The organism is Pseudomonas sp. UBA7500 (genome assembly GCF_002478435.1).
GTDB classification, from domain to species: Bacteria; Pseudomonadota; Gammaproteobacteria; order Pseudomonadales; family Pseudomonadaceae; genus Aquipseudomonas; species Aquipseudomonas palmensis.
In genome coordinates this window covers 102,063-118,234 of record NZ_DLNW01000053.1, presented here as the reverse complement: position 1 = coordinate 118,234, position 16,172 = coordinate 102,063, and the positions used below count along the sequence as shown (strand labels likewise).

14 protein-coding genes are annotated in these 16,172 nt (G+C 66.3%); 6 read left to right on the top strand and 8 right to left on the bottom strand.

Annotated elements, in window-relative coordinates; genetic code table 11:
* Nucleotides 1-34: 34 nt before the first annotated feature.
* Nucleotides 35-1,333: an amino-acid N-acetyltransferase gene (argA, locus tag B4I46_RS23525; protein WP_043863422.1), complete on the bottom strand. Its 1,299-nt coding sequence runs from the start codon at nucleotides 1,331-1,333 to the stop codon at nucleotides 35-37.
* 123 nt (nucleotides 1,334-1,456) lie between these two features.
* Nucleotides 1,457-2,614: an acetylornithine deacetylase gene (argE, locus tag B4I46_RS23520; protein ID WP_253086252.1), complete on the bottom strand. Its 1,158-nt coding sequence runs from the start codon at nucleotides 2,612-2,614 to the stop codon at nucleotides 1,457-1,459.
* 120 nt (nucleotides 2,615-2,734) lie between these two features.
* Here argE and B4I46_RS23515 point away from each other — a divergent pair, with 120 nt between their 5' ends.
* Nucleotides 2,735-4,102 (top strand): inorganic triphosphatase, encoded by a 1,368-nt coding sequence (locus tag B4I46_RS23515; protein ID WP_286902104.1) that lies wholly within the window; start codon nucleotides 2,735-2,737, stop codon nucleotides 4,100-4,102.
* Nucleotides 4,103-4,105: 3 nt separating this feature from the next.
* On the opposite strand, the gene B4I46_RS23510 is transcribed toward B4I46_RS23515, so the two are convergent.
* Nucleotides 4,106-4,570: an Lrp/AsnC family transcriptional regulator gene (locus tag B4I46_RS23510; RefSeq protein WP_043863419.1), complete on the bottom strand. Its 465-nt coding sequence runs from the start codon at nucleotides 4,568-4,570 to the stop codon at nucleotides 4,106-4,108.
* A gap of 126 nt (nucleotides 4,571-4,696) precedes the next feature.
* Between B4I46_RS23510 and B4I46_RS23505 the strand changes: the two genes are divergently transcribed.
* The 5 genes from B4I46_RS23505 (at nucleotide 4,697) to B4I46_RS23485 (ending at nucleotide 8,712) form a co-directional block, all read left to right on the top strand.
* The gene (locus B4I46_RS23505) at nucleotides 4,697-5,038 is read left to right on the top strand and encodes a hypothetical protein (RefSeq protein ID WP_054915509.1); all 342 of its coding nucleotides are present in this window, start codon (nucleotides 4,697-4,699) and stop codon (nucleotides 5,036-5,038) included.
* 89 nt (nucleotides 5,039-5,127) lie between these two features.
* Nucleotides 5,128-6,870: a GspE/PulE family protein gene (locus B4I46_RS23500; RefSeq protein ID WP_286902102.1), complete on the top strand. Its 1,743-nt coding sequence runs from the start codon at nucleotides 5,128-5,130 to the stop codon at nucleotides 6,868-6,870.
* 83 nt (nucleotides 6,871-6,953) lie between these two features.
* Entirely contained in the window at nucleotides 6,954-7,874 is a 921-nt protein-coding gene (locus B4I46_RS23495) for an SPFH domain-containing protein (RefSeq protein WP_043863416.1), read from the top strand.
* 2 nt (nucleotides 7,875-7,876) lie between these two features.
* Nucleotides 7,877-8,326, top strand: coding sequence for an NfeD family protein (locus B4I46_RS23490; protein ID WP_054915507.1), 450 nt, complete (start codon nucleotides 7,877-7,879; stop codon nucleotides 8,324-8,326).
* A 71-nt stretch (nucleotides 8,327-8,397) separates the two neighbouring features.
* Nucleotides 8,398-8,712 (top strand): DUF2388 domain-containing protein, encoded by a 315-nt coding sequence (locus B4I46_RS23485; protein WP_043863414.1) that lies wholly within the window; start codon nucleotides 8,398-8,400, stop codon nucleotides 8,710-8,712.
* Nucleotides 8,713-8,774: 62 nt separating this feature from the next.
* Here B4I46_RS23485 and gcvP read toward each other — a convergent pair whose 3' ends face one another.
* From gcvP to B4I46_RS23460, 5 genes are all read right to left on the bottom strand, one after another.
* Nucleotides 8,775-11,648 (bottom strand): aminomethyl-transferring glycine dehydrogenase, encoded by a 2,874-nt coding sequence (gcvP, locus tag B4I46_RS23480; RefSeq protein ID WP_054915506.1) that lies wholly within the window; start codon nucleotides 11,646-11,648, stop codon nucleotides 8,775-8,777.
* Nucleotides 11,649-11,731: 83 nt separating this feature from the next.
* A complete protein-coding gene (gene gcvH, locus B4I46_RS23475; protein ID WP_043863412.1) occupies nucleotides 11,732-12,115 on the bottom strand; it encodes a glycine cleavage system protein GcvH in 384 nt (127 codons plus the stop codon).
* A 45-nt stretch (nucleotides 12,116-12,160) separates the two neighbouring features.
* A complete protein-coding gene (gene gcvT / locus B4I46_RS23470; RefSeq protein ID WP_043863411.1) occupies nucleotides 12,161-13,243 on the bottom strand; it encodes a glycine cleavage system aminomethyltransferase GcvT in 1,083 nt (360 codons plus the stop codon).
* 118 nt (nucleotides 13,244-13,361) lie between these two features.
* Nucleotides 13,362-14,984, bottom strand: coding sequence for an ABC transporter permease (locus tag B4I46_RS23465; RefSeq protein ID WP_043863410.1), 1,623 nt, complete (start codon nucleotides 14,982-14,984; stop codon nucleotides 13,362-13,364).
* Between the two features lie 151 nt (nucleotides 14,985-15,135).
* Nucleotides 15,136-16,137 carry an extracellular solute-binding protein gene (locus B4I46_RS23460; protein ID WP_043863409.1) on the bottom strand — a complete coding sequence of 334 codons (1,002 nt, stop codon included), beginning with the start codon at nucleotides 16,135-16,137 and terminating at the stop codon, nucleotides 15,136-15,138.
* Between the last annotated feature and the right edge of the window lie 35 nt (nucleotides 16,138-16,172).

Here is a 16,172-nt window from a genome sequence, read left to right as displayed (position 1 = left end):
GACCGTGTAGGAGCCGGCCTTGCCGGCGAAGCCCTTAAAGCGCCTTCTCGAAGATCTTCGAATTGCGCTGGTAGTTGTACAGCGAAGCCCGCGCCGCAGGCAGCCGCTCCACCTCGCTGGGCACGAAGCCGCGTTCGCGGAACCAGTGCGCCGTGCGCGTCGTCAGCACGAACAAGGTCTTCAAGCCCATCTCCCGCGCACGCGTCTCGATGCGCTCCAGCAACTCGTCGCCACGCCCGCCATGCCGGTATTCCGGGTTCACCGCCAGGCACGCCAACTCGCCCGCCTCCGAATCGGCGATCGGGTACAGCGCCGCGCAGGCAATGATCATCCCCTCGCGCTCCACCACACTGAACTGCTCGATCTCGCGCTCCAGCACCTCGCGCGAACGCCGCACCAGGATGCCCTGCTCTTCCAGCGGGCTGATCAGGTCCAGCAGGCCGCCGACATCCTCGATGGCCGCCTCGCGCACCTTCTCGAACTGTTCCTGAGCCACCAGCGTGCCGCCACCGTCACGGGTGAACAGCTCGGTGAGCAGCGCACCGTCCTCGGCATAGCTGACGATGTGGCTGCGCGCCACACCGCCACGGCAGGCTTCGGCGGCCGCGTCCAGCAGCTCGCCCTGATAGTCCGAGCCCAGGCGCTGCAGATGCGCCGGCACCTGCTGCGGGCGCAGCTCACGCACCAGCCTGCCGCTCTCATCCATCAGCCCGCGCTCGGCGCCGAACAGCAGCAGCTTGTCGGCCCCCAGCTCGATGGCCGCACGGGTGGCGACGTCTTCGCAGGCCAGGTTGAAGATCTCGCCGGTGGGCGAATAGCCCAGCGGCGACAGCAGCACGATGGAGCGTTCGTCGAGCAGGCGATTGATGCCCTTGCGATCGACCCGGCGCACCTCGCCGGTGTGGTGATAATCGACGCCTTCGAGCACGCCGATGGGGCGCGCCGTGACCAGGTTGCCGGCGGCCACGCGCAGGCGCGAACCCTGCATCGGCGACGCGGCCATGTCCATCGACAGGCGCGCCTCGATGGCGATGCGCAGGTGGCCGACCGCGTCGATCACGCATTCCAGGGTGGCCGCATCGGTGATGCGCAGGCCGTGATGGTAGTGCGCGCTCAGGCCGCGGGCGGCCAGGCGGCTTTCGATCTGCGGGCGCGAACCGTGCACCAGAACCAGGCGCACGCCCAGGCTGTGCAGCAGCACCAGGTCGTGGACGATATTGCCGAAGTTGGGGTGCTCGACCCCGTCACCGGGCAGCATGACCACGAAGGTGCAGTCGCGGTGGGCATTGATGTAAGGCGAAGCATGACGCAGCCAATTGACGTATTCGGGCATAACCAGAGCCTGTAGAAACCTGTGGAAAAAGGACAAGAACGGAAAAGCACACAGCGCTCGAAGGGTTATCGTCGCAACAGGTCTGGCGTCACGCGCATTCTCCTTGGGTAAAAACGGTTGAAATCAGCGGGCAATTACCGGGTTGAGGCAATAATGCCCGATCAACTCACGCAATAGACGCACGGTAGGCTCCAGGCGTGACATTTCGAGGTATTCGCCCGGCTGATGGGCACAGCTGATGTCGCCGGGGCCCAGCACCAGGGTTTCGCAGCCCAGACGTTGAAGGTAAGGCGCCTCGGTACCAAAGGCCACCGCCTCGGCCGTATGCCCGGTAAGACGCTCGGCCACGCGCACCAGTTCGGCGTCGGCGGCCTGCTCGAACGGCGGCACCTCGGGAAACAGCGGCGCGTAGTCGATCTGCACCTGGTGCTGTTCGGCCAGCGGCGCCAGCTTGCTGCGGATCGCCGCACGCAGCACTTCGGGGTCCATCCCCGGTAGTGGGCGCAGGTCGAACTCCAGGGCGCACTGCCCGCAGATACGGTTGGGGTTGTCGCCACCGTGGATGCAGCCGAAGTTCATGGTCGGCTGCGGCACGCTGAACTGGGCGTTGCTGTACTGCTGCTGCCATTGCCGGCGCAGGCCCATCAGCTCGCCCATCACCGCATGCATCGCCTCCGAGGCGCTGTGGCCCAGGCTCGGGTCGGACGAATGACCGCTGCGCCCGAGGATATCGATGCGCTCCATCATCACCCCCTTGTGCAGGCGGATCGGGCGCAGCCCGGTCGGCTCGCCGATCACCGCTGCACGGCCCAGCGGGCGGCCGGCGTCGGCCAGGGCGCGGGCGCCGGACATCGAACTTTCCTCGTCGCAGGTGGCCAGGATCAGCAGCGGCTGCCTGAACGGCTGCTCGAGCAGCGGGCGTACCGCTTCGATCACCAGGGCGAAGAAGCCCTTCATGTCGCAACTGCCAAGGCCCACCCAGCGCCCGTCAACCTCGGTCAGCTTGAGCGGATCGGTCTGCCACAGCTGCGGGTCATAGGGCACCGTGTCGCTGTGCCCGGCCAGCACCAGGCCACCGGGGCCGCTGCCGTAGCTGGCCAGCAGGTTGAACTTGCCCGGCGTCACCTCCTGCAGCTCGCAGGCAAAACCCAGGTCACCCAGCCAGGTGGCCAGCAGGTCGATCACCGCGCGGTTGGACTGGTCCAGGCTCGGCTGGGTGCAACTGACCGACGGCGTGGCGATCAGGGCGGCGAACTGGTCTTTGAGCGGCGGCAAAGGCATGCGCATTCTCCTCGGTACGAGGCCCATCATAGGGCTATCGGGCACCTGGAATAAACCGTCAGCGGCCGACTCCTGTACACTGCACGGCCAAGACGCACCCAGTCATCGAGCCTGCCAGCAATGAACAAAGAAACCGAACTCAAACTGCGGGTCAGCCGCGAGACCCTCGCTGCCCTGCGCGAACACCCGTTGCTGAAGAAGCGCAACAAGTCCGGCTGGCAGCAGCGCGAGCTGCTCAATCAATATTTCGATACCCCAGAACGCGACCTGGCCACGGCCAAGGTGGCCCTGCGCCTGCGCCGTGACGGCGACGTGGTGATCCAGACCCTCAAGGCCCGTGGCCACAGCACCGCCGGGCTGTCGGTACGCAACGAGCACGAATGGCAGCTACCCAAGGCCAAGCTCGACCTCAAGAAGCTCGACGAGCAGGTATGGCCGGCCGAGCTGGCCGACCTGGACAAGAAAACCATCAAGCCGCTGTTCAGCACCGACTTCACCCGCGAGTACGCCGAAATCGCCTGGGGCCGTGGCAAGGCCAAGGTGGTCATCGAGGCTGCGCTGGACCTGGGCCATGTAGTGGCCGGCAAGCAGAAGGAAGCCATCTGCGAGCTGGAGCTGGAACTGCGTGAAGGCGACCCGGCCGCACTGCTGGAACTGGCCGCCGAGCTGGCCGCCAGCCTGCCGCTGATGCCGTGCGACATCAGCAAGGCCGAACGCGGCTACCGCCTGCTCGACCCCTCGAGCTTCGCCGTGAGCCTGCCGCCTGCTGAACTGAACGCCGAGATGCCGCTGGACGATGCCTTCGCGGCACTGGCCTGGCACCTGCTGGGCAGCAGCCAGCGCCTGGCCGAGCAGTACCTGTTCAACGGACACTGGCGCCTGCTGCAGGACTGGGTCCAGAGCCTGGCCGAACTGCGCGCCCTACTCGGCAGCCTGGGCCAGGCCGCGCCGCGCCCGACCACCAGCGCCCTGCGTGCCAGCCTCGACGCCCTGCTCGAGGACTGGCGCCCGCTGGTGCTGGCCGGCAACGACGACGAAGACGTGCGCCGCGCGGCGCCCGAGCAGTTCGCCGAAGAACTGCTCGACACTCGCTGGGGCCAGTTCTCGCTGGACACCTCGCGCTGGCTGCTGGCCCGTGGCTGGACCGTCGAGCGCAACAAGCGTGGTGACCGCCAGGGCGCTGCGCAACTGGGCAACTGGCTCAAGGTGCTGCTGTCGGACGAAGCCAACGCGCTGCAACTGCCGCTGTACCACCGCCAGCCTGAAGACCTGGCCGAACAGCTGCCGCGCATCGAGCGCCTGCTGGCCTGGCTGCACCATGCCCGCCAGGTGCTGGAAAGCCCCGACCTGGACCGCCTGTTCGGCGAGCTGAACAAGCTGCACGAACTGGCCAGCCTGCCAATCAGCGACGACGTGCTCGAAGCCCGTGTGCATCAGGCCATGGCGGTGTTCCAGAGCCGCGGCTGGAAGCACCTGCTGCGCAAGTGACGGCTACACCGGCAAGCTGGTCGTGGACTTGATTTCGGACAAGGCCACGATCGAGTTGACCTCCTGGATCCCCGGCACCATCGACAGCTTTTCGAAGAAGAACCGTTCGTAGGCTTCGATGTCCGGGGTGACGATGCGCAGCAGGAAGTCCACTGCGCCCATCAGCACATAGCATTCCAGCACCTCGGGAAACTCGCGGATCGCCTCGGTGAATTCGGCGAAGTTGGTCCGCCCGTGGGCGTTGAGTTTAACCTCGGCGAAAATCTGCGTGTTCAGGCCGATCTTCTTGCGATCGAGCAGGGTCACCTGCCCGCGAATCACCCCCTCCTCCTTGAGCCGCTGGATCCGCCGCCAGCACGGCGACTGCGACAGGCCGACCCGTTCGGCAATCTGTGCGCTGGACAGCGACGCATCCTCCTGCAGCAGAGCCAGGATACGTCGGTCGTAGGCGTCCAGTTGGCTTTGCATGTTTTATCCCCTCAAGGCGCCATTAATGAATCGAACAATGCGCAGATTACACAGATCGCTCGATCATAGAGAAAAAATACCCGGTTGAAGATGTAAAAATTCCTCCATCGAAACCGGAGATTTCCCATGAGCGCCCACGAACGGCTGGACAGCCCCGTCACCCCGCTGCGCAGCGATGTCTGGGCCGCCAATGCTGCGCACAGCAGCGTGCGCTACAGCCTGCAGGTGGAAGCCGAGCCGGACAGCCTGTGCCGCGTGCTCAACCTGTTCGCCCTGCAGTTCCTCACCCCGCACCAGGTACAGATGCGGCAGCAGGACGACCTGTTGAACCTGGAGATCGGCGTAGCCGGCCTGAGCTGGCACCGCGCCGAACTGATTGCACAGAAAATGCGCAACCTGATCTGTGTCGCCCAGGTCAGCGTCGAACCCCTGGCGGCCTCGCGCATGCCGTTGCAGCACGTACGCTGAACAGAAAAATCCGGCAACCCTTGCGACAGGCCCTGTGGGCCGCTGGCAGCTAGCCTTGGCTGGCCGCCCGACCTTCGCAAGGAAGCCCCATGCCTGCCACGCCGCCCGATCGCTGGCTCGACCTCGACACCCTGCTCGCCGAACTGCTCGCCCAGCAACGCATCAGCCCCGCCTGTGCCCGCCCCTGGCCGCAGGCTGCCAATGAACCCACACATCCGCTGGAGCGCATCGCCCGACGCGGCCTGAACGACCTGCAACGCCCCGGCCATACCCTGGACCTCGATGCCCTGGGCGAATGGCTGGGCCGCCAGGCCGGCCAGCGCCATGTGCGCATCGACCCCCTGGCACTGCAGGCAGCCAGCCTCGGCGGGCTGATGTCGGCCGCATTCGCGCGGCGTCACCAGATTCTGGCCATCGCGGTGGATGCCCACACGGTGACCGTCGCCAGCGCCCAGCCCTACGTACGCAGCTGGGAGCGCGACCTTGGGCAGGTGCTGCAACGCAGGGTGCAGCGGGTGCTGGCCAGCCCGGTGCAGATCCGTGAGCTGAGCCAGGCGGTGTTTCGCCTGGCCCACTCGGTCAGTGGTGCCAGCCAGCAGGCCGTGCCCGGGCCCGAAGGCGCCAGCCTCGAGGCACTGCTTGACCTGGGCAACAGCGCAGGCGACGTCGATGCCAACGAGACGCACATCGTCGGCATCGTCGACTGGCTGTTGCAGTACGCCTTCGAGCAGCGCGCCAGCGATATCCACATCGAGCCGCGCCGCGACCAGGGCCACCTGCGCCTGCGCATCGACGGCCTGCTGCACCCGGCCTACCAGTTCCCGCCGGCAGTGACCCTGGCGGTGGTCAGCCGGCTCAAGAGCCTGGGGCGCATGAACGTCGCGGAAAAGCGCCGCCCGCAGGATGGCCGCATCAAGGCCCGCTCGGCCGCCGGCGCCGAGGTCGAGCTGCGCCTGGCCACCCTGCCCACCGCGTTCGGCGAGAAACTGGTACTGCGTATCTTCGACCCGCACCTGCTGCACCAGGACTTCACCCAGCTGGGCCTGGACGGCGAGGCGCTGCAGCACTGGCAGGCGATGCTGCACCAGCCCCACGGCATCATCCTGGTGACCGGGCCGACCGGCTCGGGCAAGACCAGCACCCTGTACGCCACCCTCAAGCAACTGGCCACGCCACAGGTCAACCTGTGCACCCTCGAAGACCCGATCGAACAGCTCGAGCCGGCCTTCAACCAGATGCAGGTGCAGCCCGGCATCGACCTGGGCTTTGCCAACGGTGTGCGTGCGCTGCTGCGCCAGGACCCGGACATCATCATGATCGGCGAGATCCGCGATGCCGACACCGCGCAGGTGGCGATCCAGGCCGCGCTCACCGGCCACCTGGTGCTCTCGACCCTGCACACCAACGATGCCTGCGGCGCCGTCGGGCGCCTGCTGGAACTGGGCATCGCGCCGTACCTGATCCGTGCCACGCTGGTCGGCGTGCTGGCCCAGCGCCTGGTGCGCACGCTGTGCCCGGCGTGCAAGGTGGCGCAGCCGCTCGACATGGCGCACTGGCGCGAACTCGACCCGCAGGCGCCGCTGCCCACCGCTACCTGCCAGGCTGAAGGCTGCCGCGATTGCCGGTACACCGGCTACCGGGGCCGCACCGGCCTGTTCGAGCTGCTGCCTGTGAGCCCACGCCTGCGCGAGCAGCTGTCGGGCGACGTCGACCTGGCAAACCTGCGCCGCCAGGCCCGGGCCGAGGGGCTGGGCAGCCTGCGCACCAGCGGCGCGCAAAAAGTCGCCGCAGGGCTGACTACACTGACAGAAGTGATTCGCGTTACTGCATGAAATGAAATGATCCGGCGCTGGCCTGCACAGCTGACCACATGCCAAGCTTGCGCACTTTCAGTCCTGCTGACCAAGGAAACGTCATGCAAATCGGAATGGTAATGCTGTTATTCGTGGGCCTGGCCCTGGCGCTGGTGTTCATGGGGTTCAAGGTGGTGCCGCAGGGTTTCCAGTGGACCGTGGAACGCTTTGGCCGCTACACCACCACCCTCAAGCCGGGCCTCAACATCATCGTGCCGGTGATGGACCGCATCGGGCGCAAGATCAACATGATGGAAAGCGTGCTGGACATCCCGCCGCAGGAAGTCATCACCGCCGACAACGCCACCGTGCAGATCGATGCGGTGTGCTTCTTCCAGGTGGTCAACACGGCGCAGGCCGCCTACGAGGTCAACAACCTCGAGCACGCCACCCGCAACCTGCTGCAGACCAACATCCGTACCGTGCTCGGCTCCATGGAACTGGACGCCATGCTCAGCCAGCGCGACGCCATCAACGAGCGCCTGCTGCGCACCGTGGATGAAGCCACCGCACCGTGGGGCATCAAGATCACCCGTATCGAGATCAAGGACATCAGCCCGCCGGCCGACCTGATGGCCGCCATGTCCGGGCAGATGAAAGCCGAGCGGGTCAAGCGTGCGCAGATCCTCGAAGCCGAGGGCCTGCGGGCGGCTGCCATCCTCACCGCCGAAGGCAAGAAACAGGCGCAGATCCTCGAGGCCGAGGGTGAGCGTCAGGCGGCCTTCCTGGAATCGGAGGCCCGCGAGCGCCAGGCCGAAGCCGAAGCCCGCGCCACCCAGGTGGTGTCCGAGGCCATCGCCAACGGCAATGTGCAGGCCATCAACTACTTCGTGGCGCAGAAATACGTCGACGCGCTGGGCAAGCTGGCCTCGGCCAACAACAGCAAGGTGGTGCTGATGCCGCTGGAAGCCAGCCAGGTGATCGGCGCCGTCGGCGGCATCGGCGAGATCGTGCGGGCCACCTTCGACGGCAAGAAGGGCTGAGCATGTGGGACTACCTGCAACACCTGTCGTTCTGGGACTGGCTGGCGCTCGGTACGCTGCTGCTGATCCTGGAGGTGTTCGGCGCCGGCGGCTACCTGCTGTGGATCGGGGTGGCGGCGGCGGGCGTGGGCGTGATTACCTTCGTCGTCCCGCAGCTGCCGTGGACCTTGCAGTTCCTGCTGTTCGGCCTGCTGTCGGTATTCACCGCAGTGTTCTGGTGGCACCGTCAGCGCAGCAATGCCAGCCCCAGCGATGCGCCGGGGCTGAACATGCGCGGCCAGGAACTGATCGGCCGGACCTTCGTGGTGCAGGAGGCCATCGTGGGCGGTCGCGGCAAAATCAAGGTCGGCGACGGGGTGTGGATGGTCCGCGGGCCGGACCTGCCGGTGGGCACCCCGGTGCAAGTGCTGTCGCAGGACGGCGCGATACTGCAGGTTGGCCCCGCACCGTAGGCCCTGGGGAACTTGCCTGGGGAAATCACGATCCAACGCACCATAATAGCCCCCACACTGGAGTAAGCCCCATGCGCGTCAAACTTGCGGTTGCCACCCTTGCCTTGTTGTCGCTGCCGGTTGGCTCGGCGATGGCTGATGGCTTCTGGCGTGATGTGATTTCGTCCGGTGCCACCACCGGCTCCACCTACCTGACCTTCAAGGACCACAAGCTGGTGGTGGCGGCGCAGGAAGATGCCAGCAGCTATGTGGCCAGCAACGGCCAGATCAGCGGGCCGTATCTTGAGGCTGCCATGCAGCGTGTGCGTGCCGAGCAGCCAGGGCTGCAGGTCAGCGACATGGAACTGGCCAATGCGATCCTGGCGCAGAATGCCGTGACCGAGTAATCACCTCGCCGGCAATGCCGGCTCCTACAGGAGCCAGCCTTGTCGGCCACGAGGCCCTGGCCTCAGCGATAATCCTCCACCGGCACACACGCACAGAACAGGTTGCGGTCCCCGTACACGTTGTCCACCCGGTTCACCGCCGGCCAGTACTTGTGCAGCCGCGCATGGTGGCTCGGCGCAACACCCTGCTCGATCGAGTAAGGTCGTTCCCACACCCCCAGCACATCCGCCAAGGTATGCGGCGCCCGCTTGAGCGGGTTGTCCTCGGCTGGCCAGTTGCCGTTCTGCACCTCTGCAATCTCGGCCCGAATCTTCAGCATCGCCTCCACGAAGCGGTCCAGCTCGGCCTTGGACTCGCTCTCGGTCGGCTCCACCATCAAGGTGCCCGGCACCGGGAACGACATGGTCGGCGCATGGAACCCGTAGTCCATCAGGCGCTTGGCTACATCCTCTTCGGTGATGGCGGTCAGCGCCTTCAAGGGCCGCAGGTCGAGGATGCACTCATGCGCCACCCGCCCATTGCGCCCGCGGTACAGCACCGGGAACGCCCCGCCCAACTGCTGGGCCAGATAGTTGGCCGACAGGATCGCCACCTCGCTGGCATCGGCCAGTTGCGGCCCCATCATGGCGATGTACATCCAGCTGATCGGCAGGATGCTCGCACTGCCCCAGGGCGCCGCACTGACCGCAGTGTTCTGCGGGTCGGGGCCGGGCACCGGCACCACCGGATGGCTGGCCACGAACGGTGCCAGGTGTGCACGCACGCCGATCGGGCCCATGCCCGGCCCGCCACCGCCATGGGGAATGCAGAAGGTCTTGTGCAGGTTCATGTGCGATACATCGGCACCGATGTCCGCCGGCCGCGCCAACCCGACCTGGGCATTGAGGTTGGCGCCATCCATGTACACCTGGCCACCGTGGCTGTGGATAACTTCGCAGATCTCACTGATGCCTTCCTCGTACACGCCGTGGGTCGACGGGTAGGTGGCCATCAGGCAGGCCAGGCGCTCACCTGCCGCCTGGGCCTTGGCCTTGAGGTCGGCCAGGTCGACGTTGCCCGCCACATCGCATTCCACGATCACCACCTGCATCCCGGCCATCTGCGCAGACGCCGGGTTGGTGCCGTGCGCCGAGGCCGGGATCAGGCAGATGTCGCGCTGACCTTGCTGGCGGCTGCGGTGGTACTTGCTGATCGCCAGCAGCCCCGCGTATTCACCCTGGGCACCGGAGTTGGGTTGCATGCAGATGGCATCGAAACCGGTGATCGCGCACAGCCAGCGCTCCAGCTCGTCGATCATCGCGGTATAGCCCTGGGCCTGGGTGAGCGGCGCGAACGGGTGCAGGTTGGCGAAGGCCGGCCAGGTGATGGGGATCATCTCGCTGCTGGCGTTGAGCTTCATGGTGCACGAGCCCAGCGGGATCATCGACTGGTTGAGGGCCAGGTCCTTGTTCTCCAGCTGCTTGAGGTAACGCAGCATCTCGGTTTCGCTGTGGTGCAGGTTGAACACCGGGTGCGTCAGAAACGCCGACTGGCGCTGCAAGGCGTCGGGGATGCCACTGTGCTGCGCCTGGGCATCCAGCTCGGCCACGCTCAGCCCATGGTCGGCGCCCAGAAAGATGCCGAACAGGCGCAGCACCGTGGCCTCGTCGCAGGTTTCATCCAGGCTTACGCCCAGGTGCCCGCGGCCCAGGATGCGCAGGTTGATCTGCGCGGCCTCGGCGCTCTGGATGATCGCGGTCTGGCTGCCGCCGACGTCCAGGGTCAGGGTGTCGAAGAAGTGCTCGTTCAAGCGCTTGAGCCCCTTGGCTTGCAGGCCGGCAGCCAGGATCACCGTGAGCCGGTGCACCCGCTGGGCGATGCGCCTGAGCCCTTCGGGCCCGTGGTACACGGCATAGAACCCGGCGATGTTGGCCAGCAGCACCTGCGCGGTGCAGATGTTGGAGTTGGCCTTCTCGCGGCGGATGTGCTGTTCGCGGGTCTGCAGGGCCATGCGCAGCGCCAGGTTGCCGCGCGCGTCCTTGGAAACGCCGATGATGCGCCCTGGCATGGCGCGCTTGAAGTCGTCGCGGCAGGCAAAGTAGGCCGCGTGCGGGCCGCCGTAGCCCATGGGCACGCCAAAGCGCTGGGTCGAGCCGAGCACCACGTCGGCGCCCTGCTCGCCCGGCGGGGTCAACAGCACCAGACTCAGCAGGTCGGCGGCGACGCAGGCCAGCGCCTGCTGGGCATGCAGCTGCTCGATGGCCGGGCGCAGGTCGTGCACCCCGCCGTGGGTGTTGGGGTATTGCAGCAGCGCGCCGAACACCCGGTGCTTGTCCAGGTTGTCCAGCCCATCGACGATCAGCTCGAAGCCGAAGCCCTCGGCGCGGGTCTGCAATACGGACAGGGTCTGCGGGTGGCAATGTTCATCGACGAAGAACGCATTGCTGCGCGACTTGGCCATGCGCCGTGCCAGAGCCATGGCTTCGGCAGCGGCCGTCGCTTCGTCGAGCAGCGAGGCATTGGCCAGGTCCAGCCCGGTCAGGTCGATGACCATCTGCTGGTAATTGAGCAGCGCCTCCAGGCGACCCTGGGCGATCTCCGGCTGATACGGCGTATAGGCGGTGTACCAGCCGGGGTTCTCCAGCACGTTGCGCAGGATCACCGTGGGCGTCAGGGTAGCGTGGTACCCCATGCCGATCAGGCTGGTCCACACCTGGTTCTGCTCGGCGTAACCGCGCAGTTTTGCCAGGGCGGCCTGTTCATCAAGCGCCGGGGGCAGTTCCAGCGGGCGGTTCAGGCGAATGCCCGGCGGGACGGTCTGCTCGATCAGTTCACTGCGACTGCTCAGGCCCAGGGCCTGCAACATCGCCTGCTGCTCGGCCGCATCCGGGCCAAGATGACGACGCAGGAACGGGTTGGGATCGTGCAGTTGGCTCAGGGACGGCGACTGGGACATAGCGGCTCTCTCTTCCAAGACCAAGCCTCGAGGGGTCGAGGCTTATTGAGTCTAGGAAGGGATTGCCGTTCGTGCGGGAAAAACTACTCGCCGATGGCGGCCTTGTAGCCGGCAGCGTCCAGCAACTGCTCCAGCTCTGCCGGGTTGGACGGCTTGAGCTTGAAGATCCAGCTGGCGTAAGGATCGTTGTTCAGGTTCTCAGGGCTGTCGCTGAGGTCTTCGTTGACCGCGATCACTTCGCCGCTGACCGGCGCGTAGATATCCGAAGCGGCTTTCACCGACTCCACCACCCCGGCGGCGTCCTTGGCCGCGAACACCTTGCCGACCTCGGCCAGTTCGACGAATACCACGTCGCCCAGAGCTTCCTGGGCGTGGTCGCTGATGCCCACGGTGACGGTACCGTCGGCTTCCAGCCTGGCCCACTCGTGGCTCTCGGCAAAACGCAGGTCGGCGGGGATATTGCTCATAGTGTCTTTCCTCAACAGGTCAGCGGTCGGCCCGCCGGAATGAATTCAGATCAGGATCTTGCCCTGGCGCACGAAGGTCGGCTTGACCACCCGTACCGGGTACCACTTGCCGCGAATTTCCACCTCGGCGCGGTCGGCGGTAGCCACCGGCACGCGGGCCAGGGCAATCGCCTTGCTCAGCGTAGGAGAGAAACTACCACTGGTGATCTCCCCTTCGCCAATCTGTGCGATTCGCACCACCTGATGCGCACGCAGCACACCGCGTTCCTCGAGCACCAGGCCGACCAGTTTCAGCTGCACGCCTGCGGCCTGTTCGGCCTCCAGCGCACGGCGTCCGATGAAGTCGCGGTCGGCCGGTTCCAGGGCGATGTTGTGGGCCAGGTTGGAGGTCAGTGGCGAGTGTGCCTCGTCGATGTCCTGTCCGTACAGCGTCATGCCCGCTTCCAGGCGCAAGGTATCGCGCGCGCCCAGCCCGCTGGGGGCAATACCGGCGCCGACCAGGTCGTTGAAGAACGCCGGGGCCTGCTCTGCCGGCAGGGTGATCTCCAGGCCGTCTTCGCCGGTGTAGCCGGTACGCGAGATGAACCAGTCGCCACTGCTGCGGCCTTCGAAGGGGGCCAGTTCACGAATCAGCGCCGCACGGTCGCTGCTCACCAGCTCGGCCAGCTTGTCCCGCGCATGCGGGCCCTGCACAGCGAAGATCGACAGTTCGGGACGCTCGCGCACCTGCACGTCGTAGTCGCCGATATGGGCCTGCAGCCAGGCCAGGTCCTTGTCGCGGGTGGCGGCGTTGGCCACCAGGCGGTAGCCGTCGTCGGTGCGGTAGACCAGCAGGTCGTCGATCACCCCGCCCTGTTCGTTGAGCAGGGTGCTGTACAGGGCCTTGCCGTGGGCATTCGGGCTGGCTACATCGTTGGCCAGCAACCAGCGCAGCCAGGGCGTGGCCTGGGCGCCGTGCACATCGATCACGGTGAGGTGCGAGACATCGAAGACCCCGCAGTCGCGGCGCACCTGGTGGTGCTCCTCGACTTGCGAGCCGTAATGCAGGGGCATGTCCCAACCGCCAAAATCGACCATCTTGGCGCCAAGCGCCAGGTGCAGGTCATAAAGAGGCGTACGCTGTCCCATGGGTTTCTCCTTCCGGGCGTGGCGAGGCTGCGGCTGAGGGCAGCGTTTCAGCTACCCGGTGCTGATCGGCCGCAGCGAATGCCGCGCATTGTAGCCGCAAGGGCGCAGCCTTACACCCTCAGTGACTCTGACCCGGGTGACGCGCCGAACGCCTTATCAAACCGATGACCGGCAGCAGCCCCACCAGCACCAGCGTCAACGCCGGCAGCGAGGCACGCGACCACTCGCCCTCGCTGGTCATCTCGAATACCCGCACCGCCAGGGTGTCCCAACCGAACGGGCGCATCAGCAGGGTGGCGGGCATCTCCTTGAGCACATCGACGAACACCAGCAGCGCCGCGCTCAGCGCACCCGGCACCAGCAGCGGGAGATACACCTTGAAAAACAATCGCGGGCCGCTGACCCCGAGGCTGCGCGAGGCCTCCGGCAGCGAGGGCCGGATGCGCCCCAGGCTGTTTTCCAAGGGGCCGTAGGCCACGGCAATGAAGCGCACCAGATAGGCCAGCAGCAGTGCCGCCAGGCTGCCCATCAGCAGTGGCCGGCCGGCACCGCCAAGCCAGCTCGAAAGCGGCACCACCAGCTGGTTGTCGAGGTAACTGAAGGCCAGCATGATCGACACCGCCAATACCGAGCCGGGCAAGGCGTAGCCCAGGTTGGCCAGGCTGACCCCGGCGCGCACCACACGGGTAGGGGCCTGGCGTCGGGCAAACGCCAGCAGCAGTGCCACCGCCACGGTGATCAGCGCAGCCATGGCGCCCAGGTACAGGGTATGCAGGATGAGCGCGCCATAGCGCTCGTCGAGGTCGAAACGCCCGCGCTGCCAGAACCACACCAGCAACTGCAGCACCGGGATAACGAACGCGCAGGCGAACACCAGCAGGCACCAGCTGCTGGCAGCCAGCGCCTTGACCCCGCGCAGGTGGTACAGCGCCGCCACCCGGGGCCGCTCGTTGCTGCTGCGTACCGCACCGCGGGCCCGGCGCTCGCCGTACAGCACCAGCATGACGGCCAGCAGCAACAGGCTGGCGAGCTGGGCGGCGCTGGAGAGGCTGAAGAAGCCGTACCAGGTCTTGTAGATGGCGGTGGTGAAGGTGTCGAAGTTGAACACGGCCACCGCGCCGAAGTCGGCCAGGGTTTCCATCAGCGCCAGCGCCACGCCCGCGCCGATCGCCGGCCGCGCCATGGGCAGGGCCACGCGCCAGAAGGCTTGCAGCGGCGATTGCCCGAGCACCCGCGCCGCTTCCATCAGGCCCTTGCCCTGGGCCAGGAAGGCGGTACGTGCCAGCAGGTAGACATAGGGGTAGAACACCAGCACCAGCACGATGATCACCCCGCCGGTGGAGCGCACGCGCGGCAGGCGCATGGGGCCGAACCATTCGCGCAGCAGGGTTTGCACCGGGCCGGAGAAGTCCAGCAAACCGACGAAGACGAACGCCAGCACATAGGCGGGGATGGCGAAGGGCAGCATCAATGCCCAGTCGAGCCAGCGTCGGCCGGGGAATTCGCACAGGCTGGTGAGCCAGGCCAGGCTCACGCCCAGCACGGTGACGCCGACGCCCACGCCGAGGATCAAGGTCAGGGTGTTGCCCAACAGGCGGCTCATCTGGGTGTCGAGCAGGTGCGACCAGATCTGCAGGTCGATGCTCTGCCACGACAGCACCAGCACGCTCAGCGGCAGCAGCACCAGCGCGCAGACGGTGAAGACCAGGGGGTACCAGCGGCGTTGGGCGGGGTGTGACACGGGGGGAGATCTCTGGCGAAGGTGAGAGCGACCGCGTTGCGGTCTATCGCGGGTCAAGCCCGCTCCCACAAGGGCCACGGTGATCCCTGTAGGAGCGGGCTTGACCCGCGATGGGCCCCGACAGGGGCCCCGCAAGAATAAAGCCTTGCGCTCAGTTCCAGCCAGCCCGATCCATCAGGCGAATCGCTTCAGCCTGACGCTTGCCCGCCACTTCCACCGGCAGGCTGTCGGCCTTGAACTTGCCCCACGCCGCCACTTCTGCCGAAGGTTCGACCTTGGGGTTGGCCGGGAACTCCTGGTTCACATCGGCGAAGATCTTCTGCGCCTGCGGCCCGGTCATCCACTCCACCAGCTTGATCGCGGCCTCCTTGTGCGGCGCGTGCCGGGTCAAGCCGATGCCCGACAGGTTGACGTGCACGCCACGGTCGGCCTGGTTGGGCCAGAACAGCTTGATCGGCAGCTGCGGCTGCTCCTTGTGCAGGCGGCCATAGTAGTAGGTATTGACGATGCCCACGTCGCACTGCCCGGCCTCGATGGCCTTGAGCACTGCCACGTCATCCGAGAACACGTCGGTGGACAGGTTGTTCACCCAGCCCTTGAGGATCTCTTCGGTCTTCTCGGCGCCGTGGGTTTCGATCAGGGTCGCGGTCAGCGACTGGTTGTAGACCTTCTTGGCGGTACGCAGGCACAAGCGCCCTTCCCATTCCTTGCCGGCCAGCGCCTCGTAGGTGCTCAGCTCCTCGGGCTTGACCCGGTCGGTGGCGTAGGCAATGGTCCGTGCGCGCAGGCTCAGGCCGGTCCAGTCATGGGACGAAGCGCGATACTGCGGGGGAATGTTGGCGTCGATCACGGCCGACTTGATCGGCTGCAGGATACCCATCTGCTCGGCCTGCCAGAGGTTGCCGGCATCCACGGTCAGCAGCAGGTCGGCGGTGGCGTTGCTGCCCTCGGCCTTGATGCGCTGCATCAACGGCGCTTCCTTGTCGGTGATGAACTTGACCTTGACCCCGGTTTCCTTGGTGTAGGCATCGAATACCGGCTTGATCAGCTCGTCGATGCGCGAGGAATACACCACCACCTCGTCCGCCGCCTGTGCGGTACCGCCCAGCAGGGTGAGCGCCAGGGCGGCGAGTAGATGCTTGCGTGGCAACATGAAGGCGGTCCTCGGAATGCGGGAGAGGCGCAAAT